This window comes from Bifidobacterium sp. ESL0784 (assembly GCF_029433295.1).
Classification (GTDB): Bacteria; Actinomycetota; Actinomycetes; order Actinomycetales; family Bifidobacteriaceae; genus Bifidobacterium.
Map to the genome: position 1 here is coordinate 1 of NZ_JAQTHV010000002.1, position 22,809 is coordinate 22,809.

The 22,809-nt window shown below is 56.9% G+C and carries 15 protein-coding genes, 1 pseudogene and 1 CRISPR repeat array; of the genes and pseudogenes, 3 read left to right on the top strand and 13 right to left on the bottom strand.

Annotated features, from left to right (window positions below; all coding sequences use genetic code 11):
* Positions 1-48 precede the first annotated feature (48 nt).
* Positions 49-1,115: direct repeats of the CRISPR family, unit length 28 nt; unit sequence GGATCATCCCCGCGCTTGCGGGGAGCAC.
* A 122-nt stretch (positions 1,116-1,237) separates the two neighbouring features.
* Complete coding sequence (locus PT279_RS02735; RefSeq protein ID WP_277165249.1) at positions 1,238-3,802, bottom strand: heavy metal translocating P-type ATPase; 2,565 nt, start codon at positions 3,800-3,802, stop codon at positions 1,238-1,240.
* A 162-nt stretch (positions 3,803-3,964) separates the two neighbouring features.
* Positions 3,965-4,357 (bottom strand): cupredoxin domain-containing protein, encoded by a 393-nt coding sequence (locus PT279_RS02740; protein ID WP_277165252.1) that lies wholly within the window; start codon positions 4,355-4,357, stop codon positions 3,965-3,967.
* Between the two features lie 306 nt (positions 4,358-4,663).
* Between PT279_RS02740 and PT279_RS02745 the strand changes: the two genes are divergently transcribed.
* On the top strand, positions 4,664-4,915 hold the full coding sequence (locus PT279_RS02745; RefSeq protein ID WP_277165895.1) for a metal-sensitive transcriptional regulator: 252 nt from the start codon (positions 4,664-4,666) through the stop codon (positions 4,913-4,915).
* 219 nt (positions 4,916-5,134) lie between these two features.
* Here PT279_RS02745 and PT279_RS02750 read toward each other — a convergent pair whose 3' ends face one another.
* From PT279_RS02750 to PT279_RS02785, 9 genes and pseudogenes are all read right to left on the bottom strand, one after another.
* Positions 5,135-6,580 (bottom strand): MFS transporter, encoded by a 1,446-nt coding sequence (locus PT279_RS02750; RefSeq protein ID WP_277165254.1) that lies wholly within the window; start codon positions 6,578-6,580, stop codon positions 5,135-5,137.
* Positions 6,581-6,612: 32 nt separating this feature from the next.
* A complete protein-coding gene (locus tag PT279_RS02755; protein WP_277165256.1) occupies positions 6,613-7,554 on the bottom strand; it encodes a nucleoside hydrolase in 942 nt (313 codons plus the stop codon).
* A gap of 3 nt (positions 7,555-7,557) precedes the next feature.
* Positions 7,558-8,472, bottom strand: a complete 915-nt coding sequence (locus tag PT279_RS02760; protein ID WP_277165257.1) for a ribokinase — start codon at positions 8,470-8,472, stop codon at positions 7,558-7,560.
* Between the two features lie 125 nt (positions 8,473-8,597).
* A complete protein-coding gene (locus tag PT279_RS02765; protein WP_277165259.1) occupies positions 8,598-9,422 on the bottom strand; it encodes an ATP-binding cassette domain-containing protein in 825 nt (274 codons plus the stop codon).
* Positions 9,419-10,270, bottom strand: coding sequence for an ATP-binding cassette domain-containing protein (locus tag PT279_RS02770; RefSeq protein WP_277165261.1), 852 nt, complete (start codon positions 10,268-10,270; stop codon positions 9,419-9,421). Before PT279_RS02770 ends, PT279_RS02765 begins: the two co-directional genes overlap by 4 nt.
* Positions 10,267-11,097, bottom strand: coding sequence for an energy-coupling factor transporter transmembrane component T (locus tag PT279_RS09255; RefSeq protein WP_348519367.1), 831 nt, complete (start codon positions 11,095-11,097; stop codon positions 10,267-10,269). The genes PT279_RS02770 and PT279_RS09255 overlap by 4 nt, the downstream gene beginning before the upstream one ends.
* A gap of 120 nt (positions 11,098-11,217) precedes the next feature.
* Positions 11,218-11,835: pseudogene (locus PT279_RS09260) on the bottom strand (ECF transporter S component); the annotation flags it as partial.
* 393 nt (positions 11,836-12,228) lie between these two features.
* Complete coding sequence (locus PT279_RS02780) at positions 12,229-14,244, bottom strand: ABC transporter ATP-binding protein (protein ID WP_277165897.1); 2,016 nt, start codon at positions 14,242-14,244, stop codon at positions 12,229-12,231.
* 76 nt (positions 14,245-14,320) lie between these two features.
* Positions 14,321-16,153, bottom strand: a complete 1,833-nt coding sequence (locus PT279_RS02785; protein ID WP_277165265.1) for an ABC transporter ATP-binding protein — start codon at positions 16,151-16,153, stop codon at positions 14,321-14,323.
* 416 nt (positions 16,154-16,569) lie between these two features.
* Between PT279_RS02785 and PT279_RS02790 the strand changes: the two genes are divergently transcribed.
* The gene (locus PT279_RS02790) at positions 16,570-17,850 is read left to right on the top strand and encodes an MFS transporter (RefSeq protein WP_277165267.1); all 1,281 of its coding nucleotides are present in this window, start codon (positions 16,570-16,572) and stop codon (positions 17,848-17,850) included.
* A 164-nt stretch (positions 17,851-18,014) separates the two neighbouring features.
* Complete coding sequence (locus PT279_RS02795; protein WP_277165269.1) at positions 18,015-18,617, top strand: TetR/AcrR family transcriptional regulator; 603 nt, start codon at positions 18,015-18,017, stop codon at positions 18,615-18,617.
* 127 nt (positions 18,618-18,744) lie between these two features.
* On the opposite strand, the gene PT279_RS02800 is transcribed toward PT279_RS02795, so the two are convergent.
* Positions 18,745-20,019, bottom strand: a complete 1,275-nt coding sequence (locus tag PT279_RS02800; RefSeq protein ID WP_277165271.1) for a glutamate-cysteine ligase family protein — start codon at positions 20,017-20,019, stop codon at positions 18,745-18,747.
* A gap of 361 nt (positions 20,020-20,380) precedes the next feature.
* The gene (locus tag PT279_RS02805) at positions 20,381-22,768 is read right to left on the bottom strand and encodes a glycoside hydrolase family 3 N-terminal domain-containing protein (RefSeq protein WP_277165900.1); all 2,388 of its coding nucleotides are present in this window, start codon (positions 22,766-22,768) and stop codon (positions 20,381-20,383) included.
* Positions 22,769-22,809 lie beyond the last annotated feature (41 nt).

A 22,809-nucleotide genomic window follows, 5' to 3' on the forward strand; every position in this document is an offset into this window, starting at 1 on the left:
GCTTGCGGGGAGCACTCCGCGAACCTGATTTCGCAGCAGCCATACTTGGGATCATCCCCGCGCTTGCGGGGAGCACTCCGCGAACCTGATTTCGCAGCAGCCATACTTGGGATCATCCCCGCGCTTGCGGGGAGCACTATTGTTTCGGGGGGGATGATGGTGATTTGAACGAGGATCATCCCCGCGCTTGCGGGGAGCACTGCAAGCGACGTGATTTGCAGCCAACCATAAGGGGATCATCCCCGCGCTTGCGGGGAGCACCACGAAAGGCCCCGAGAACCAAGCTCCAATCGAGGATCATCCCCGCGCTTGCGGGGAGCACGCTTTCGCCGTGCTGCTCAATACGGTATTGCCGGGATCATCCCCGCGCTTGCGGGGAGCACAGATTGCGAAAAATTTCGAGACGAAGGGTACGGGGATCATCCCCGCGCTTGCGGGGAGCACAGCACGCGAAGCCCACCGGGGAAGATGTCGAGGGGATCATCCCCGCGCTTGCGGGGAGCACCGCGACAGATCGCAGGAAGGCGCTCGCAAGGCGGGATCATCCCCGCGCTTGCGGGGAGCACTGGGGAAGTCAGGCGTTCGACCTGATACCCACAGGATCATCCCCGCGCTTGCGGGGAGCACGTGATGTCGACGCCGATGCGCTGCCAGATCCGGGGATCATCCCCGCGCTTGCGGGGAGCACGCGCCGGTACGGCCGGGAAGCCACGCGGCGAAAGGATCATCCCCGCGCTTGCGGGGAGCACTTTCTTAAGCGATATCGAGTTCGCCCGCGATGGGGATCATCCCCGCGCTTGCGGGGAGCACTCATCCTCATGCATGGTTTGGCTCCCACTCCACGGATCATCCCCGCGCTTGCGGGGAGCACGCTTTTACGAAGCTTTGTGCGAAACCCATAGCGGGATCATCCCCGCGCTTGCGGGGAGCACTTGATTCTGTCGAAAAGAAGGCAGAAGAACAGGGGATCATCCCCGCGCTTGCGGGGAGCACCAGTGGGAAAACTACCGAACCGACTACTACACGGGATCATCCCCGCGCTTGCGGGGAGCACCTTTAGGGACGTGTGAGTGGATTCTGCGAGGTGGGATCATCCCCGCGCTTGCGGGGAGCACAGTTGCAAAAAGCCATGATAGCAACAATCGAAAATCCTGCAATATGGATTTTCATTTACTTTATACTTTCTCTATTAAAAATTCAATCAAAAAACGATAGAGATAAAACTATCAACAGCAGATCACGCCGCATACTTGGCGGGGTCGGCGGCGAAGGACTTGGCGCAGTTGTCGCTGCAGAAATAGTAGGTCTTGCCGTTGTATTCCTGGCTGCCGGCGGCGGTCTTCGGGTCGATCATCATGCCACAGACCGGGTCCTTGACGGTGCTGGCGCTGTCGCTCATATTCATTTTCATTGTGGTTCCTTCTTTCGCTTTCGCGGGTTGGTTGTTCTTGTTGTGCGGCGTATCCGAAGATGCGTCAACAGATTTCGTGGTCACCTTGCGACCGTCGAACGACAAGGCGGGAATGGAAGTGGAATTGGCCGAAACCGAGGAATCAGCCGAAGCCGACGAATGCGACGAAGTTTGGGGAGCAATCTCAGGCTGTGAACCTGCAGAAGATCCAACTTTTGAACTTCCATCATTATCGGCAGTGCCTTTGAGCTCGACGTGACGTTCGCGCAGCTTGAACGAGAAGTGGCGAGGTTTGACGGCGGCCGGGTTGAAGCTGCGCAGACGGTTCGCATTCAGCACCACGGAAAGCGAGGAGAACGCCATCGCAGCACCGGCGATCATCGGGTTCAACATGATGTGCCAAATCGGGTAAAGAATGCCGGCGGCGATCGGGATGCCAATGCCATTGTAACCGAAGGCAAAGCCGAGGTTTTGCTTGATATTGCGCATGGCCGCACGCGACAGGTCGATGGCCGTCACCAAACCGGTGAGGCTGCCGGAAACCAAGGTGATGTCGGAGGATTCGATGGCCACATCGGTGCCAGTTCCGATGGCGAAGCCGACGTCCGCGGCCGCGAGCGCCGGAGCATCGTTGATGCCGTCTCCGACCATGCCGACCATGTGACCCTCGTTCTGCAAACGTACGATTTCCTCGGCCTTGCGTTCCGGACGAACGCCGGCGATGACGCGGTCGACACCCACTTCGTTGGCCATGGCTGAGGCAGTCGTCTTGTTGTCACCGGTGAGCATGACCACCTGCAGACCACGTTCATGCAAGGAGGCAATGGCCTTGGCCGAATCCGGCTTAACGGTGTCGGCGACGGCGAGAACGGCGACCAACTTGCCATCCACTGCAGCCAGAATCGGCGTCTTGCCTTTCTTGGCATAGTCCTTGAACATGGTTTCGATGTTGCGGGATATCGACGTATCGATGTTGCGATTTTTCATCAAATCAGCATTGCCGACGATGACATCATGGCCAGAGACCTTCGCTACTACCCCACTGCCGGGAACAGCTTCGAACGAATCGGCCTTCGGCACTTCCAGCTTGCGCTGCTCAGCGCCTTTGACGATGGCTTGGGCAAGCGGATGCTCGGAAACCTGTTCGGCTCCGGCAATCAGCTCAAGCACATTATCTTGGGTTTCCTTGCTCGTTTTATCATCCACCCAACCGAAGTCGGTGAGCTCAGGCTTGCCACGGGTGATGGTGCCGGTTTTGTCGAGCACGACGGTATCGATGTCGCGTGCAGTCTGAAGCGCTTCGGCGGAACGGATAAGCACACCGTACCGCGCGGCCTTGCCGGTGGAAATCGTCACCGAAAGCGGGGTGGCGATACCCAGTGCGCACGGACAAGCGATGACCAGAACTGCTACGGCCGATACCAGCCCATACAACCCCTGCGGCGCAGGACCGAAGACCCACCAGATGACAAACGTCCAGATGGCAATCAAAATGACGCCCGGCACGAAGTAGCCGGAAATCTTGTCGGCAAGCTTCTGAATCGGGGCCTTCGAAGTCTGGGCGGTACGCACCAGCTTGATGATCTGCGCGAGCACCGTGTCACGCCCGACCTTGGTGGCACGATATTGCAGCGTCCCATTGCCATTGATGGTTGCGCCGGTAACAGTATCCCCTTCGCCTTTGGCAACCGGAATGGATTCGCCGGTGATCATGGATTCATCAATGGAAGTCTGGCCAGAAATGACCTTGCCGTCCACTGGCAGCTGCTCTCCTGGCTTGATGACGACGATATCACCTACCTGAACCTGGTCAGCATTGATATCAAATTCCTTGCCGTCACGTACAACATGCGCGGTTTTCGGCGTGAGATTGATCAACGCACGAATCGACTCGCCAGTGCCGAGACGCGCATGGGCCTCCAAAAGTTGGCCCAGCAGCATCAAAGTGATAATCGTACCGACGGATTCGAAATATGGCTCCCGCGCACTGGCTGGCAGGATTCCCGGAGCCACAGTGACCACGACGCTATACGTATAGGAAGCCGCAGTTCCGAGCGCCACCAGCGAATTCATTTCTGGAGCACGATGAATCAGCGCCAGCCAGCCGGTGCGATGAATCGGCCATCCGGAATAGAACATGACCGGAGTGATGAACACGAACTCAACCCACGGATTAGTGAAGAAGTCAATAATCCCCATCGGAATGAATGCCTTGAGCCACATGTGAAACATGGCGAAAACGAACACCGGAATCGTCAGCACTGCAGCGACGATAAGCCGGCGGTCCAGTGCCTTGATCTCGGCCTTGCGCACCGCGTCCGGGTCATCTTCCTGACCTTGCCCGCTGCCTACGACAGGCTGCGTCACCGACTGTTTACTGACTTGACTCATTGGTTGCTCCGTATCATTCCCGCGCCGTTCGCCGTTTTAGGCTTGTTTGTTTCGGACTCGGTCTTAAACCCTTGTTGAATAGGATTCAGTCATTCGCCTATCTGGCGTTTTGTATTTATTGGCGTTATCAATACATTCGCGGATTTATTGGATTCGACGAACTCAGCCCTTGCTTTTCGCACCCTTCGGCAACACATGGACCATACCGTGCAGCATGTTCATACCGCAGGCGTATGGGAGGTCGCCAGGCTTGGTCGGCGTAAATTCGACATCGGTGGTCTTGAACGGCGGCAGCGTCTGGTCAATGCCAAGGTCGCTGAAAATGACATGGGATGAGCATTCGCCGTCTTCCTGCCGATCGAATTGCAGACGAACCGGAGAACCGGCCTCCACATCGATTTCGGCTGGCGTATAGCCGCCCTTAACGACGATATGCGCCGTTTGCAATGCACCTTCACGGCTGGCCTGTGCTGCTTTTCGAGGCGCAAAGAAGTACCAGATAATGGCGACGCTTACCACGAGCGCCACCAGAATCACTGCAATATTGCCAACCATGTTTCCCCACATTCCGCCGTCGAAATCATTTCTGGCAGCTTCGATGTATCTATTCGCTGTAACTGGAACTCACCATACCCCCCTAGGGTATATAATGTCAATAATTCAGCTCAGCACACAACGAATAAGACACGGCGGTGATACCTGCCCGGTAAGAAGGAAACGATGACCGAAAAACACGCAACACACAGCGACGAAGATACCATCGAGTCGGTAAACAACGACGAAAATTCCGCCAAGCAAACAGCCGAGAGCGGGACCTGCGAAAACTGCGCCCACGTCGGCTATGTCCACGACAAGAAGAAACTGGTCACCCGCCTGCGCCGCATCGAAGGACAGGTGCGGGCCATTACTGCAATGGTCGAGAACGACACCTATTGCATCGATATCTTGACCCAGATCGCCGCATCGAACAGCGCACTGAAATCCGTGGCGCTTCTGCTGCTCGGTGACCATCTCAACAGCTGTGTGGCCACGGCCGCGGCCAAAGGCGGGCCGGTGGCCGACGAAAAGATGGACGAGGCCATCGCGGCCATCACACGATTGGTGAAATCCTGATTTGCCAATCCTCAAATGGACACAAAGGTACGAGACGTATCGCCAAACCGTAGCCATCCGCGCAAAAACAAGCAGCAATCTCAACCAATAGAAAATGTCCTGATTCCTCCATCAGGTAAAGGAATCAGGACACGTTGTTATTTAAGCCTGCCGGCGTTCGCCGACCAGCTAAGCGGTTCCGCCGAGACGAAGCCCACGCTTACGCAGCAGCGGAAACAATCACTTCTTACTGTCTGCGCGGGAGTGGCTGTAGATCATCTTCATCGAGCAGACGAAGATGATAAGCGCGCCGAAGATGACCAGGCCACCGATGAGGAACACATTGGCGTAGGAAGACGCAGCGCCGGCGGGGGTTCCCGCGATGCTGCCACCACCCATGGAGGTCTTGGCCATCATCTGCCCGAAGAGCGCCACACCGATGGAGCCGGTGATGGCCTGGACCAGGTCGTTGAAGCCGAGCGCACGTCCGGATTCCTCGGGTTCCACCGTCAACGTCGCGGTATCGACGATCGGCTGGTAGAAGAACGAGGTGCCGAAGTAGTAAAGGCACGGCGCCACGGCGAGCGCCCAGACCTTGCCGGCGGGGATCAGGAACGCGATAGCAATCAGGCCGCCGCCCATGCAGACAAGGGCGAGGATGATCGAGGCCTTGCGGCCGATGCGCTGGATGATCGGACCTGCGGCAAAGCCCATAATGGCGGCGAGGATGATCGACCAGACCAGCAGGTTGGAGACCTTGGAGGAGTCGATGCCGTAGACGTTCATGCCGATGTTGTTGACACCGGCGTTCAGGGTGTAGCTGAAGAAGTAGCCGACGAAGATGACGGTCATGGTCACGGCGAAGGCCGGGTTGGTGAGCATCTTGGGGGTGATGAACGGCTTCTTGGCCTTGTTGATGTAAATCACGAACGCCACGAGCGTGAGGATGCAGGCAGTGCCCCAGCCCCAGTTCATATCGGTGAAGAACATGGTCACGGCACCTGCGAACAAGCCGATGAGCGTGAAGCCGACACCGTCGATGTGGGCGCCCTTCGCATGCTGGTCAGGAAGGTTCTTAGCCAAGGCGGGCAAGAAGAGGACTGCGACGATGCCGATGCCGAAGAGCCAACGCCAATCGATGAGGGTCATGTAACCGGCGAGGAAGACGCCCAGCGCGGCGGCGATGCGGAAGACGGCCACGAACACGCCGTACCAGATCACGCGCTTGCGCTTTTCGACGTATTTGGAGACCAGCACCAGGAAGATGGAGCCGGAGACCTGCCAGCCGATGGACTGCAAAACACGGGCCGCGATGACGATCCAGATGCTGTAGGTGCCGAAGCAGCCCAGCACGGAGCCCAGAATGAAGACGATGGTGCCCAGGCAGACCATCTTCTTCAGGGAGACGAAATCACCCAACGAACCATAGATAACGCTTACGATACCTAGGACGATACCCGGGATCGAGGTGATCAGCGGCGCGAGCCCCGGCTGGCCGAGCTGTTTGCCGATGTTGACATAGACCATACCGAACGCCTGCTGTTGCAGCACGCCCAACGTGAACAGGGCCAGAATGACCGGGATGGCAACCTTGGCCATCTTGTTCATTTTCTCGAACTCCGGGGTCCCTTCCTCAGGAACCGGTATTCCGTTGCTCTGATCTTCTTTGACTGCTGTTTCAGTCATGTACTTTCCTTTCCCTTCGAAAAGTATGTTGTTTATTTTTGTTCACGTTCAACGGATGCGATCCGCTCAACGAAACGTGTACGGAACCGGTCAACGTCCACGTCCACGCAGACACTGACATTGCGGTTGCTGCTGATGATGCCGTCGTAGTCGACCACGGTGGCACCGAGGGTCAGAGGACTGGAGATCTCCACGTCCACGAAGGCGTCGCGCATGGTGAAGAGGTCGGGTTCGACCATGGCCAGCGCGGCGGAAGGGTCATACATCTTGATACCGTTTTCGATATGGCCGCCGTCGTAGGAACGGAAAAGAGCGCCAATCATTACACCGACCTCGCCGGTTTCTTCCATACGCTCCAGATCGTCGACCACCAAGTGCGCCTTGCGTCCGATATCAAGCCCCACCATGGTGATGGGCAAGCCGGAACGGAAGACCATCTTGGCAGCCTCCGGGTCGACAGAGACGTTGAACTCGCCGTAGACACCGATATTGCCTCGGCTGGTCGAGCCGCCCATCATCACGATGCGTTCGACGTGTTCCTTGACTTCCGGGAACGTGGCGAAGAGCAACGCGATGTTGGTCAACGGACCAAGCGTGAGGATGGTGACCGGCTCCTCGCTTTCCATCAGTACGCGACGCTCTTCCAAAACCGCGTTGTTGGCGGTCAGAAGCGAGGTGTCGGGTTCGGGGAAATCGAACATGCCCATGCCGCCCTTGCCGTGCGCTTCAGTGGCGAAGCGGTTCTCGCGCATCAAAGGCGCGACGGCACCCTTGGCGACGGGAATCCTGCGACCGAGGAAGGTCAGCAGTTTCAGGGCGTTGTTGGTGGTGTGGCCGATGCCGACATTGCCCGAAACCGAGGCGATGAGCTTGATATCGACGCTGGGCTCGTCCACCAGAAGGGTGATGGCGGCGGCGTCGTCGATGCCGGGGTCGGTATCGATGATCAATGGTTTTGGTTTTTGGGTATTCATGTGTTATTCCTCCGTTGAAATAATCGGTGAAGATTGGAAGTTGTCGACCTCGTCGGCCAACGGTATTGAAGGAGCCGCACCCTTACGGGAGACCGCAATCGCTGCGGCCCTTGAGGCCCGATCAAGACTTGTGGCGATATCCTCACCGGCCACCATATTGGCCAGGACATAGCCGGTGAAGGTGTCCCCTGCGGCGGTGGTATCGACCACGGGCACACGGTAGGCTCGCTGACGCACACGCTGCGTTCCCTTTGCGTAGCCCGAGCCCCACGACCCCGAGGTGAGGATGGTAGCGGCATTCGGGAACTTCTCGCACATCGCATCCAGCAAGATTTCCGGCGTACCGGACTCGCCGGTAATCGCCTCGGCCTCGCCACCATTGAGGATGAAGCAATCGACCAGACTCAGGTCGACCTCATCCAAAAGCTCGTCGGCCGGAGACGGGTTCATGGCCACCTTCATGCCTCGCCGATGCGCCTGCTCGACGATATAGCCCAAAAGGTTGGTCTCGTTCTGGACGAGAAGCCAGTCCCCCTTGTCGAATTTGGAAAGCACTTCATCGACGAAATCCTTCGTAAAGGCGCGATTGGCACCACTATAGAGGACGATACAGTTGTCGCCATCGTGGTTGCGCTGGATAATCGCGTTGCCGGTGCGTTCCTTCTTGCTGACCTCCACCTCGCTGGTATCAACCCCAGCCTGGTCAAGCAGATCACGTAGGAACACGCCGTCCTCGCCGATCATGCCGGCATGCCTGATTGCGGCACCTGCCTTGCCTGCGGCTATGGACTGGTTGAGCCCTTTACCGCCCGGATACTGATTCAAGCCGCTTGAAGTGATTGTCTGTCCTTTGGTGACAAAATCGACGACATCATAGACAAAATCGATGTTCAATGAACCGAAATTCAGAATTTTCATTGAATTCATTCCCCTTGTTGTTTTTCTGGGTCATGGCCGATTGCCACCATGGCCGACTCTTTCATACTTGATATGGATATTGGATATGGATATGGATTATTAGATATTCTTGATTTTCAACGGCTTCAAGAACGGTTTTCGCTCCCCGAACGCACGTCCTCGATTGCTTCGACGAATTGCGGAACCGTAAAGACGGTTTTCTCGATCCCGACGCCTTGCGCCACCCTAGTGATCGGTGGGGGCGTGACGTAGGATTTTTGCAATACATCAACTTGCGAAAAAACCTCTTCCGGCTTGCCGTCGATGAGTACGTTGCCTTGGCACATCACGACGACGCGGTCGAAATTCGCGACCACGAATTTCATATCGTGGCTGATGGCGATGCACATCTTGCCTTCGTGTTTGAGTTCGGCGATCAAGTCGTGCAAACGCGCGTCCCCCGCATAATCCTGCCCGCAGGTCGGCTCGTCGAAGACTATGGCATCCGGATCCATCATGATGACCGCTCCTATGCCGCAGAATTTCTTTTCCGTCGGACTTAGATCGGCGGGATGAACGTCAAGCTTGTCTTGCAAGCCGGTCAACGACGCGACCTTATCGATGCGATAGTCGATGGTGGCCTCGTCCACGCCGATGTTCCTCGGGCCGAAAGCAAACTCCTCACGCACGGTTTCGAGGAACAGCTGGTCGTCAGGGTTCTGGAAAACATAACCCACACGCTTTGACCACTGTGCCGTCGTACGTTTAGAGATTTCAGTCCCGTCAATCGTGAGTGTCCCTTGCGTTGGGCGTAGTATCCCGTTGAGCTGCTTGGCCAGCGTCGTCTTTCCCGCGCCGTTCTGCCCGATGATGGCCACCGACTGGTCGCCCTCGAAGCACAGGTTGATATCGTCAAGCGCCTGATGGCCGGACTTATAGCTGTAGCCGACATTGCTTAGTTCGATCTTCAATGCTCAAGCACCTCCTTGGTCATCGCCAGACTTTCGTCATAGGTAATCGCCAGCTTTCCATCGCTTAGCCCTCGCCGAGCAAGGCCTTTCGACAGTTTCACGTAATCGGGGACGTCGATGCCGTAACGCTCGATACCGGGAGTGGAAAATATTTCACGAGGACCGCCAGCAAGCCGCACCTGTCCGCGCTCCATCACGACGACGGTATCGGCGTATCGCGCAACCCGTTCCATGTCGTGATCGACCATGATGACGGTAATCCCGGAGGCGTTGAGCTGCTTAACGATATCGAAGATCTCGGAAGCCCCGAGCGGATCAAGCTGCGTGGTGCACTCGTCGAGCACGAGGATATTGGGCTCCAAAATGAACGTGGAGCCGAACGCGACGCGCTGCACCTGTCCGCCGGAAAGCTCCAACGGATCCCGCTCGAGCAGATTTTCGATATGCATCAGCTGCGAGACCAATTTCACCCGGCGTCGCATTTCCTCACGTGAAACGCCTCGGTTGCCGAGACCATAAGCCAGTTCCTCAGCGACGGTTCCCGAAGCATAGGTGAGCTGGTTGAATGGGTTCTGAAAGACCAAACCAATATAATTAGACAGGTCGGCCACACTGGCGTCGGCCGTATCCGCGCCGTTGATGCGCACGCTGCCTTCACTTTTGCCCGTGAAATAGTGCGGAATGAGACCGACCAAAGCGTTGCACAGCGTCGTTTTGCCGGCACCGTTGGCTCCGACGATGCAGACGAACTCACCTTCGCGCAGGGTGAGGCTCACGTCCTTGATCGCCGGGGTTTCGGCATCCTGATAAGTGAATGAATAATTATCTACTTCAACAACTGGTTTCATCGCACACCTCCCCATGGATAGGTCACCGGAAACATCCCGGTGTGATCGAGAATCGAAAGGACAAGGACCACCAAGAAAACGGCGATCAACGACCAGAGAGCCACTGCGTCCTTGGAAGTCCAGGAAACCTTGACATAATTGGTCCGACGGACTCCTTTGATACCAAAGCCACGCGTTTCCAACGTCATGCCGCGCTCCTGGGCATCGGAGAGTGAGGACATGACGACCGGCCCGATCAGCGGCAGGAAAGCCTTGAACCGAGAAACCAAGCTTCCGCCTGTGGTCAGCCCACGTGCGCTTTGCGCCTGACGGATCACGGTTGTTTTGCGCTGCATCTGCGGCACCACGTTCAATGAAGCGAAAATCAGGTAACCGAGCTTGCTCGGGCAGCCGATCTGCGTCAACGCTGCCACGAGCGAGCCGATATAGGTCGTTTTGTTGGCGATATAGAAGCTGCCAAGGAAGACCAAAACGGTGACCACGATCTTCGAGGCGTAGAGCACGCCTTGCAGGCCCAGCTGCGCGAAGCCGAAATCGGCGATGACAATGGTGTTCTTGGGGCTATAAAGGCCCTGGATGAACATCAGCATGATGGCCATCGGAATACCGAAACCAAACATCAGCTTGGAGAACGCCCTCAGACAGCCGACGCGCCAGGCGAGAACGAAAAGACCGGCGACAATGACCAAACCCAGGGTGAAATCCGGCCAGACCAGGGCGGCAAGTCCCATCAGGAACACACCGAGGAATTTCACCAGAGGATTGGCCCTGCCCATCGCCCCCGGCGCGTCGTGCACCGAGTCGGCCTTGCGCAGGCGCTCGTCCATTTCGGCATCGGATGGCAAGGTGTTGGGGTTGGCATTGCCGCTTTTGCCCTTACACAAATCGGCGAGGATGAATTCAAGGTTGTAGCCGTGAGAGGCCGCGTCCGCCTTGATGGGCTTGAAATTGGTCGTCTTGATATTGCCCGAGGCGTACTGGCTCATAAAGCGGCGCGGAATCTTACCCACGACGATGGTGACGATGACCAGGGTGATGCCTTTGTCAATCAGATTCTCCAGCATCGACGAGGAAAAGACCGAGATGAGGATGTTCTTCCATGCCACGGTGAGTGCCGCAGTGAGGATGGAAGTGCCGTTGACACCTGTGGCACCGCCGTAAACGAAAACGGTGATCATCGAGGCGGTGACGGTATTGATCGCGGAACAGGCCAGCCAGATCAGCAGGATTCCCCACAGCTTTTTAAGCAACCCGGCCTTGACCATATAGCCGACCGCCAACCCGCAGAGCACGCTCGAAAGCGCATAGGGCAGGTAGACCGGGTTGGCCACGATGGCCAGGAAAACATTGGTCAAAAGCCCGCACAGCGCGGCGACCCACGGTCCGCTCAGACAGGCGATGACCATGGTGCCGATCATGTCCATGAATAGCGGCAGTTTCAGCGTCGAACACAAGGTTCCGCCAATGAGGTTGATTCCCACCGCAATAGGAATCAGCACCAGCGATTTTGTCGAGAATTGGGAAGTAATACTATGTAACAGCTTGGACCATAACGTTACTTTCATGCCACACTCACCAATCTTTCATGACCGGCACAGCATCATTGCCTGCAGCTATACCCGTTGAAAAACGATTTACTTACATTCTTTTCTGTTCACATCCAAAAAACCTATAAATAGCGTTAATTAGACACCCCAATATTTATTAACCGATATCCGGCCAGAGCTCGATAGTAAACGAGCGGCCAAAAGAACGCAAACTGCCTAATTTTTTATCACTTAAAGCAAAGTTTTTGTTGTTTCATCCATATCTACTGATAGAGGTGGACGATAAAATTAGACACTGAAATTTAAAATAATTTCATCGCAGGAAGCATAGGCAACGCAAGATGCCCGTCACGGCCTTTCGGCTATGACGGGCATCAAAAATCCCGAAGGAACTTATCCGGCTACCCCTCGCTACTCCAACTCGAGCTTACCGGTGTAAAGCTGGTAGTACTCGCCGTGCTGGGCGATGAGCTCGTCGTGGGTGCCGCGCTCGATGATGCGGCCATGATCGAGCACCATGATGATGTCCGAATTGCGCACGGTCGAAAGCCTGTGGGCGATGACAAAAACGGTGCGTCCATTCATCAGCGCATCCATACCCTGCTCCACGACTTCCTCGGTGCGGGTATCGATGGAGCTAGTCGCCTCGTCCAGAATCATGGCGGGCGGGTCGGCCACGGCGGCGCGAGCGATGGAAATCAGCTGGCGCTGACCCTGAGAAAGCCCGGAGCCGTCGCCTTGCAGCACGGTGTTGTAGCCCTCCGGCAGCATGCGGATGAAGCCGTCTGCGTTGGTGCGCTTGGCGGCGTCGATACATTCCTCATCGGTGGCGTCGAGCTTGCCGTAGCGGATGTTGTCGAGCACCGTGCCGGTGAAGAGGTTGACATCCTGCAGCACGATTCCCAGCGAACGGCGCAGGTCGGCCTTCTTGATGTTGTTGACATCGATGCCGTCGTAAAGGATCTGACCTTCCTGCACATCGTAGAAGCGGTTGATGAGGTTGGTGATGGTGGTCTTGCCGGCACCGGTGGCCCCAACAAGCGCCATCTTCTGACCCGGTTTGGCGAACCAGGTAATGTCATGCAAAACGGTTTTGTCGGGATTATATCCGAAGGAAACGTTGGTGAAGCGTACGTCGCCACACAGCAACGTGAGGCGGCCATCGGGCGAAGTAATCGCCTTTTCGTGCGCCTTCATCGCCACCTCACGGGCCGAACCCTTGAGCTTCTTGGCGGCCTCGAGCGATCGTGTGCCGTCGTCGTCCGCGGCGCGCTTCCAAGCCCAGTGACCGGTCTCGTGGTCGGTCTCGGTCATGGTGCGGCCGTCGGAGCCGAGTTCGACGCTGACCAGACGCACGGTGCCGTTGTCGGATTCCACCGGTTCGTCGATCAGGTTGAAGATACGCGCGGCGCCGGCGAGCGCCATCATGATCATGTTGATCTGCGAGGAAATCTGGCTGATCGGGTTGATCAGGGCCTTGGAAAGCGTCAGGAACGAAACGATCATGCCCAACGACAGCGTGCCGGAACCGGAGATGCCGAAATTGAACCAGCCGTTGATGCCCGCGATGCCGCCGACGATGGCCAGCAGTACGTAAAGCACATTGCCCATGTTGCCGATCACCGGCATGGTGATGTTCGCGTAGATGTTGGCCTTGGACGAGGCTTCAAAAAGCTCCTCGTTCTTTTTGTCGAAGACAGCCTGCGTGGCGTCCTCGTGATTAAAGACCTTGATGACCTTCTGGCCGTTGACGGATTCCTCGACGTACGCGTTGACATCGCCGATGGTCTCCTGCTGACGCATGAAGTAGCGCCCGGAACGGCTGACGATCACACGCACCACCAACATCATCAGCACCACGAACACGACGGTGAAGATGGTGAACGGCACGGAAAGCCAGAGCATCGCGAAAAGCGCGGCCACCACGGAGGCCCCGGAAATCAGGAGCTGCGGCATGGCCTGCGAAACCATCTGGCGCAGGGTGTCGGTGTCGTTAGTGTAGCGGCTCATCATGTCGCCGTGTTCGTGGGTGTCGAAGTAGCGGATCGGCAGCTTCTGCTGGTGTTCGAACATCTCGTCGCGTACCGTCTTCAGCACGCCCTGCTCGATGCCGACGACCATGTAGTTCCAAACGAACGAGGCGACCATGCCCAGCGCGTAAATGGAACCGACGATGATGGTCATGTGGATGAGCGGGCCCCAGTCGGGCGTCTGCGCGTGGATGAACGGCATGATGCAGTTGTCAATCAGCGGTTGCAGCACGAACGAGGGCAGCGACTGGGTGCAGGCGCAGATCAGAATGCCGATAATCACGACGATGCACTGCCAGCGGTAGTGGAAGATGTAGCCCAAAAGCCGTTTGGTGGTACCCTTCGGCGCCTTCTGCACCGCTGGCATGCCAGACTTGCCGGCCTTGTTCTTCTTCATCGCATCCCTCGCCTGGCTCTTGTCGCTGGTAGCGGTTACGTCCTGCTCGTTGCTGTTTTTCGTAGTCATGGTCGCTTCACTCATCGTCATCATCCCCCTTGCCCTGGTTCTTCGTCTGGGATTCATAAATCGAACGGTATTCCTCGCACGTCTTCAACAGCTCGTCGTGCGTGCCGTGGTCGAGGATACGGCCTTCATCCATGACGATGATCTCGTCGGATTCCTGCACGGAAGCAAGCCTCTGGGCGATGATGATCTTGGTGGTATCGGGAATCTCGGTGGTGAAAGCATTGCGGATCAGCTTGTCCGTCTTGGTGTCGACGGCGCTGGTGGAATCGTCAAGAATGAGAATCTTCGGTTTTTTAAGCAGCGCTCGGGCGATGCACAAGCGTTGCCGCTGCCCGCCGGAAACGTTGGAGCCGCCTTCCTCGATGTAGGTGTCGTAGCCCTTCGGGAATTCGCGGATGAACCCATCGGCCTGCGCAAGCTTGCAGACGCGCACCACGTCTTCATCGGTGGCGTTCGGATTGCCCCAGCGGATGTTTTCGGCGATGGTGCCGGTGAAGAGGACGTTCTTCTGCAGCACCATGGCCACTGCGTCGCGCAGGGCAACCAAGTCGTAATCACGAACGTCGTGCCCGCCGACTTCAAGGGAGCCGGACGACACGTCATAAAGACGCGGGATGAGCTGCACCAAGCTGGACTTGGACGAGCCGGTGCCACCGACGATGCCGACGGTCTTGCCGGCCTTGATGTCGAGATTGATGTCTTCGAGCACCGGTCGTTCGCTGCTTTCGGAATAGCGGAAGGTGACATCGTTGAATTTGATGGAACCGTTGGGCACGTCCATGATCGGGTGACTATTGTCGCGCACCGTGCTCACTTCGTTCAGCACCTGGCAGATACGCTCGGCGTCCGCGCGGGAGATGACAACCATGACCACAATCATCGAGACCATGTTCAGCGACATCAGAATCTGCATGGCGTAGGTGACCAGCGCGGTCAGGTCGCCGGTGGTCAGGCCCAGCATGGGATTGTTGTGCGAGGCGACGATCTGCTTGGTGCCCATCCACGAGATCACCAGCATCGCGCCGTAGATGCAGGTGTTGAGGATCGGCCAGTTGAAGGCCATGACGTGCTCGGCCTTGCAGTAAAGCTTGAAGATGCGCTGAGAGACGCGGCCGAACTTGCGGTCCTCATGCTCCTCGCGGTCGTAGGACTTGACCACGCGGATACCCTGCAGGTTTTCGTCGACGATGTTGTTCAGGTGGTCATAGGTATGGAAGACCTTCTCGAAAATCGGGTGCACGGAAAGTGCCAGCCCCGTGAGCGCCACGCCCAGAATCGGGATGATGACAAGGAACACCATCGAGATCGAATGGCTGATCCTGAAGGAGAAGATCCACGCGACGATGACCATCATCGGGGCGCGCACGGCCACGCGGATGATCATCTGGAAGGCGAACTGGATGTTGGTGACGTCGGTGGTGAGTCTCGTGATGATCGAGCCGGTGGAGAACCTGTCGATGTTGGTGAAGCTGAAACTCTGCACCTTCTCGAACAAATCGTGACGCAGGTTCTTGGCGAACCCGGACGAGCCAATGGCCGCGTAACGCCCGGACATGAATCCGGCGAACAGCGAGAGGACGGCGCAACCCAGCAGGATGATGCCGAATTTCCAGATGGCCGGCATCGAACCGCCGGAGACGCCTTGATCGATCAGCTCGGCCATGATGGTGGGAATCACGATCTCGAGGACGCTTTCGACCATCACGAAGGCCGGAGCCAAAAGACTTTCGCGCTTGTATTCGCGCAGGCTGTGCAGCAACGTGCGAATCAGATGCTTGGGGCGTTCCTGATCCGTTGCTATCACCTGCGTGTTCTGGGGAGCATCAAGTGCCTTGCTCATCCATCCCTCTTTTCTTGCTTTTTGCGCCTTACCGCCGCTTCTCCCCCATGACTTTCGTCCCGTTTCGTGTCGATACGACGTGTAAAATTCGTAGCGCGTATCCGGCCAGAAGCGAGGGACTACTGAAGCCGACAGACTATATAACGCTATTATGAACCGGCTACAATATATTAGTCTTAAACGTGGATGCCAACAGTCTGAATTCGCCATTCACGAACTTCCCCTGAATTGACGTTTTAAGCTCAGAGAGAATTATCTACAACGAACGAGTATCGATTTTTATTGATTTTCCGCTTAAGCAGATAAACAAACCCTTCCATTCTTGGAAAAATATAATCGGATGAAGATTACTCTGATAAAATACTTACCGACCGGACGGTAACTCCGTTGTTACCCCGAAATCAAGGAGGAAATGCATGGCTGCAGAAACACAATCAGAAATATTTGTGACACCACCAAGTCTGGCGCCTGACACTCAAAAACCACTCGAACACAAAGTTCGCTTCGCTCTTGGTTTCCTAATCATCTCACTGATGTGGGGCATCCCATTCAGCATGGGTTCCGGCGTGCTGCTGCCGCAGGTCTTCTCAGGCATCAAAGGCATTTCCGCTGAAGGCGCGCTCGGCACGATGAATGCCGTCAGCTCGATCTTCGCGTTGGTCTCCAACATCGTCTTCGGCACGTTTTCCGATGTCTCCAAGTTCAAGATCGGCAAGCGCACCCCATGGATCGTCGCCGGCGGCGTCATCGGTGCTGTAGGCTACTTCCTCACGGCTCACTCCACTTCACTGGTCTGGATGGTCGTCGGCTGGTGCATCGTCCAGGTCGGCATCAACTGCCTGATCGCCCCCGCAGTCGCCGTACTCTCCGACCGTATCCCCGAAGATGTGCGCGGCACGTTCTCCGCTCTCTACGGTGCCGGTCAGATCGTCGGCATGCAGGCCGGCAACTTCATCGGCAGCTTCTTCCTGACCAAGCTCAACACCGGTCTGACCATCGGCACCTGCATCTTCCTCTTCTCTGGCCTGGTTACCGTCATCATCTGGCCTCGTGAGAAGTCCGCAGAGAACAACACGAGGGCCACCTCCGTAGGTGAAATCCTCAAGTCCTTCGTCCCGCCGACCAAGAATTGCCGCGATTTCTACCTTGCTCTCTTCGGCCGTCTCGCCTTCGTCATCGGCACCTTCATGATCTCCGGCTACCAGCTGCTGATCCTCGAGCGCTACATCCACCTGAGTGTCAAGGATGCCGGCATCGCCATGCAGGTCATGTCGATCATCACCATGGTCACCACCATTCTTGCTTCGGTGGTTTCCGGCCCGCTTTCCGACTATCTGCATCGCCGCAAGTTCATCGTCGCCATCGCCTGCGTCATCATCGCCCTCGGCATGCTCGTGGCGTGGGTCATGCCCACCACCACCGGCATCTACATCTACGCGACGCTCGCCGGCCTCGGCAACGGCTGCTACATGTCCGTCGACCAGGCGCTCAACGTCGACGTCCTGCCCAACCCGCAGGAAGCCGGTAAGGACCTCGGCATCCTGAACCTCGCCAACACCATCGGCCAGGCTCTCGCCCCGGCCTTCACCACGCTGTTCATCGGCATCACCGGCGGCTACAAGGGCGTCTTCCCCGTCGCCATCGTCTTCCTGCTCGTCGGCACCATCTTCATCATGATGATCCGCAGGGTCAAGTAAGACTCGAGTAATTGCAAGTGATGCCGTGCCCTTAGGTTTCAGGGCACGGCATCACTGTATTCAGCCGCAAATATCAACTGCAGGATATACGACAACGAGCCGCATTCGGTCTAGCTCGTAGGGAATAATAAAAACTCGTCGTATATAAAAGAGGCTTTTTAATTATGTTGCATCTCAACCGTCCGAAAAAACGCGATAACAGCACCGATAGCCGCACCGCCATCCTCAATGCCGCTGTCGTCTCGTTTGGAGAACGCGGGTATTACGGGACTTCGCTGCAGAAGATCGCGAATACGGTTGGGATGACCAAGGCCGGCGTGCTTCACCACGTAGGCAGCAAAGAAGGTCTACTCGATATCGTTCTCGACGAAGTATACGACCCGTGCACCGAAACCATCATAAACAATTTCAGGATGACCGACCGGCCCAATGTAGCGCGGATGTGGCGTGAGGTCGTGGCCATCAACGCCAAACGCCCGGAACAGGTCCACATGTTCTCGACGTTGGACGCCGAGGCCATCGACCCCAAGCATCCGGCACACGAATATTTCAGGAAACGCGACCAAAATCTGCTCGAAGAGATGCTGCAGATTCCCTGGTACGTGCCCGGAAGCACAAACATCGGAGCGTTGCTGCAGGCCGGCTTCAGCATGATGGACGGCATTCAGTTGCGGTGGCTGCGCGCCCCGGAACGCGATTTGAACCAGATGTGGGCCGAGTGCGAGGCCGAGCTGATGCCGATGCCGATGTGGGAAGGATATCGGTAATACATTACTGCAATAGCTACCTTTCCGGCACCAGTCAATAGAGGCCCTTGCCGAATTCCCCTGAACGTAATACACATTTATATTAACGAGGCAGTCGCTCATTACCAGGCAAATTACTCAGCCTTCGTTATTTTTGGAACACATCGGGATGAACCGGATCACCAGGGATATCAGACCGGGTATCTTCAAGGCCGAACGCATCTCGCCACTCATCCATGGGCTTACCGAACGGTTTGGCGTCCATGCCACAAGCCTGCAAATCATCCTTCGCCAGCTCCACATCCACAATGGAAAGGCCATCGACGAATGACTTCCATCGGGCGAAATTCGCGTCGTTGTAAAACACATTCTTCACCGTTTCGGTCAGCAATTCCGCACGCTCGATGGGCAGCGAATCCCAATGCCGCAGTTCCACGAAATTCTTAAGCCTCACATCGTTGAAATGCGTCGAGAGAATATGACTCACCTCATAGGAATTGAGTTCGCGGTCCGGGTAGATATCAGCGGCGTTGCGCCTGAAGGCTACGAATTCCTGCTCGTCCTCGCTCAAGCCCGCGGCCTCGGGAGTGTGGGTCAGATCGGCGAACATCATTGGCGTCGCCAGAACGTCACGAGCGTAATCTTCCCAACCGAACCGCGGATCGAAAAGTCCCGGCGTGATGCCGGTTCGTTGCGGATCGGCTTTGTCCCAGATGCGCTGGCGCAAAAGCGGGAACGGGTTTTGCGCGCCTTCAAAATACGGGGAATTGCGGAAGAACATGGAGATGATCGGTCCAAGCGCCGTACCGATGCGCATTTTGGCAACGGCATCCGCTTCATCACGGTAGTCGATACTCACCTGCGTCGAGGCCGAGCAACGCATCATGCAAGGGCCGTATGCACCGACGTGGCCAAGATAATCGTTCATCGCCGCATACCGGCGTTTCGGGTTGATTTTGATATCGGCAAAGCCGGTGACCGGCTGGTAGCCGTAATTGATCAGACGGAAGCCAAGGTCGTCAAGAATAGGATCGATTTCATTGCGGAATTTTCCGTAGATATCGAGCAGCTCCTCTGGAGTATGCAATACACCAATGGATGTCTCGAACTGTCCGCCCGGCTCCAGCGAAAGGCTGATACCCTGGCGTGCAAGCCCCAGCAAATGGCCGTCCTCCACAAATTCCTTGTCGGCATCATAATAAGGTCGAAGCCGCTCAAGCAGAGTTTCAATGCCGTCGGTTTGCGCGTAACTGACCGCACAATCGTTGCCGTTGCGTACTGGGAGATGCTCAATCTCGACCCCGTAACCGTCGCTGCTTTCAGGTTTGGCGCCGGAAGCGAAGAAACGCAACAGACTGGCCAAATGCTTGTCATTCACCTTCGCGCCCACATGCGCGTAACTCACCCGTGGAGTAATGTTCATATCTTTCCATCGTATTCGTTCCGGATTGGTTTATCGAATAATTACGCGGGTTGCGCATCGAAATTCATTTGAGACACAACGTTTGCCGGCCCGATTGGCATACCCTGCAGATCCCTCGGATTTCCGCTTGTGTCGCCGCTTGCTCATGTTGTCGAACCTGCCGCCATCCCTTACCCAGCTGTTCCGCCATATTCAAGCCACTCAGTCCACCCCAACGGCCCGAAAATGGCGAAACCCACCAAACCCACCAAACCCGCCACAAACAAGCCATTTACGTCAGCTCAGTGACCCGAAAATGGCGGGATTCAGCAATCAAGTCGAGCGGATTCGCATACATTCCCAGACGATCAGGCCCGGATGGTCACTTAACGGTGAATGTGATGCGTTTCAAGTCGCGGCGACGGGAGGAGTGGCCGACCAGCAGCTCGAACTCGCCCGGCTCGACGATACGGTTGGCATCGGCGTCGACGATGGAACAGGCCGAAACCGGAATATCGAGTGTAACCAACTTGGTCTCCCCGGGCTTTAGCTCCACCCTGCCGAAAGCCTTCAGCTCGTGATCGGTCCAGCTTACGGAGGTGACCAAATCGCCGACATAGGCCTGTACCACTTCGGCACCGGCACAGCTGCCAGTATTCGTCACATCTATCGAAACATGCAGGGTGTCATCGACGGTAAACGGCGTATCGCCACCCTCGATTTGCAGATCGCCGTAAGCGAAGGTGGTGTAGCCCAATCCCTCGCCGAACGCGAAGGCCGGGTCCTGCGTGAGATCAGCGTACCGCTCGCCGTGCTGGCCGCGAATCTGGTTGTAGTAGACCGGCAGTTGGCCGGCGTCGCGCGGGAAGGTAATTGGCAGACGACCGCTCGGGGCGGTGGCACCCATGATGATTTCGGCAATGGCACGTCCGCCTTCCATGCCAGGACTCGGCGCCCAGAGCAGAGCATCGGCGTTCAGCGCACTGTCCGGCAACACCTGAGGCTTCGAGCTCATCAGGACGACGACGAACGGCTTGTTCTGCGCCTTGGCGACATTGGAAAGCGCATCGAGCAACGCCAACTGACCGCCCTGCAGCTTCAGCGTCGCGGTGGAACGGCCTTCGCCGATCAGCGGGATGACATCACCGACAACGGCGACCACAGCATCGGCGGCCTTGGCGGCGGCAACGGCTTCGTCGAGCTGGGAGTGATCGACCGGGGCGGATTGTGCGACCTTCGGACGGGGTTGACCGTCCGCGAACGTCGGACCGGCAGGGTCATCGACGAGTTCCACCACCTCGGCTCCCTTGGCATAAGCGATTTCAAAACCGTTATCCTTGCCGATAGCGCGCAAGCCATCGACCACCGTCGTGATCATTTCGCGCGGTTGGCCTTCCGGCATCCAGGAAACCTGACCGGAATTGCCGGCCCAGTCGCCCAGCTGCGTCTGCGCATCATCGGCAAGCGGGCCGAGAACGGCGATGCGTCGAATGGCTTTGCCGTCAAGCGGCAGTATCGGCTTACCGGCTTTCGTAAGGTTATTGCCCCAGATACTCCATTGCCTTTTTCTGCCAACGTTTCCTGCGGTATCGAGACAACCCCAGGATTGCGAACCGTTACGCAGCAGCACCATCGACTCGCGCGTGAGCTCAAGATTGGTCTGACAGTGGGCGGCGCTTCCGATGACGGTATCGATACGCTTCTGGTCGGGCAGGCGCGGGTCTTCGAAAAGCCCCAAACGGAATTTCACCGCCAGGATCCTCGAAACGGCCTCATCAAGTTCGCTTTCTTTCAGCAATCCGGTCTTGACGGCTTCGATGGCCCCGTCATAGAACTGCGGGGTGGTCATCACCAGGTCGTTGCCGGCTTTGACCGCATCAGCTGCGGCGTGAACGAAATCGGGCTTGATCTTCTGCTCCCAGACCGAGCGGCCGACGTTGTCCCAATCGGTGACCAGCATGCCCTTGTAGTCCCAGTCGCCACGCAGTTTCTGGCTTAGCAGCCAATGATTGTAAGTCACCGGCACACCTTCGATGGACTCGTAGCCGAGCATGAACGTGCCAACGCCTTCGCGTGCCACCCGTTCGAACGGCGGCAGGAACCACGAGGTCAGCTTGCGGTGCGAGAGATCGGCCTCGCTGGCGTCACGTCCGCCCTGCGTTTCGGAATATCCCGCGAAATGCTTGGCACAGGCCAGGATGGCATCTGTGGCCAGCGGTTCCCCCGCCTTGGCACCGCCCTGATAGCCGCGCACCATGGCCGAGCCGAATTCGCCGATCAGCGTCGGGTCCTCGCCGAAGGTCTCACCGACGCGGCCCCAGCGGGTGTCGCGGGCGATGCAGAGCACCGGGGAGAACGTCCAATGCACACCGGTGGCGGAGACCTCCTCGGCGGTGGCACGCGCAGCCTTTTCGACTTTTGCCGGATCCCACGAAGAGGCCATGCCCAGCTCTTCGGGGTAAATCGTGGCGCCGGGCCAGAACGAGTAGCCATGGATGCAATCATCGCCGATGACCAGCGGAATGCCAAGCCTGGTCCGCTTGCGCACCAGTTCTGCTGCTTTCGGCAAATCCTTCGGGCTGGTATGCAAGATCGAACCGACATGTCGATCAACAATAAGATGTTTCAGATTGCCTTGCCGCGCATCCAGCTGAAGCATCTGCCCGACCTTTTCCTCAAGCGTCATTCGTCCCAAGAGGTCGGCGATACGCTCACCATCGCTAAGTTGCGGGTTTTGATATGGTAACTGTTCTTTTGTATTCATTGTCATCATCCTTGACTTTTTGAATTGATTATAAAGTCTTATATTGC

Bases quoted from the DNA above. Each gene is read 5' to 3' on its own strand.
- PT279_RS02735 (WP_277165249.1), bottom strand. From the start codon at position 3,802: ATGAGTCAAGTCAGTAAACAGTCGGTGACGCAGCCTGTCGTAGGCAGC.
- PT279_RS02740 (WP_277165252.1), bottom strand. From the start codon at position 4,357: ATGGTTGGCAATATTGCAGTGATTCTGGTGGCGCTCGTGGTAAGCGTC.
- PT279_RS02750 (WP_277165254.1), bottom strand. From the start codon at position 6,580: ATGACTGAAACAGCAGTCAAAGAAGATCAGAGCAACGGAATACCGGTT.
- PT279_RS02755 (WP_277165256.1), bottom strand. From the start codon at position 7,554: ATGAATACCCAAAAACCAAAACCATTGATCATCGATACCGACCCCGGC.
- PT279_RS02760 (WP_277165257.1), bottom strand. From the start codon at position 8,472: ATGAAAATTCTGAATTTCGGTTCATTGAACATCGATTTTGTCTATGAT.
- PT279_RS02770 (WP_277165261.1), bottom strand. From the start codon at position 10,270: ATGAAACCAGTTGTTGAAGTAGATAATTATTCATTCACTTATCAGGAT.
- PT279_RS09255 (WP_348519367.1), bottom strand. From the start codon at position 11,097: ATGGACGAGCGCCTGCGCAAGGCCGACTCGGTGCACGACGCGCCGGGG.
- PT279_RS02780 (WP_277165897.1), bottom strand. From the start codon at position 14,244: ATGAAGAAGAACAAGGCCGGCAAGTCTGGCATGCCAGCGGTGCAGAAG.
- PT279_RS02785 (WP_277165265.1), bottom strand. From the start codon at position 16,153: ATGAGCAAGGCACTTGATGCTCCCCAGAACACGCAGGTGATAGCAACG.
- PT279_RS02790 (WP_277165267.1), top strand. From the start codon at position 16,570: ATGGCTGCAGAAACACAATCAGAAATATTTGTGACACCACCAAGTCTG.
- PT279_RS02795 (WP_277165269.1), top strand. From the start codon at position 18,015: ATGTTGCATCTCAACCGTCCGAAAAAACGCGATAACAGCACCGATAGC.
- PT279_RS02800 (WP_277165271.1), bottom strand. From the start codon at position 20,019: ATGAACATTACTCCACGGGTGAGTTACGCGCATGTGGGCGCGAAGGTG.
- PT279_RS02805 (WP_277165900.1), bottom strand. From the start codon at position 22,768: ATGACAATGAATACAAAAGAACAGTTACCATATCAAAACCCGCAACTT.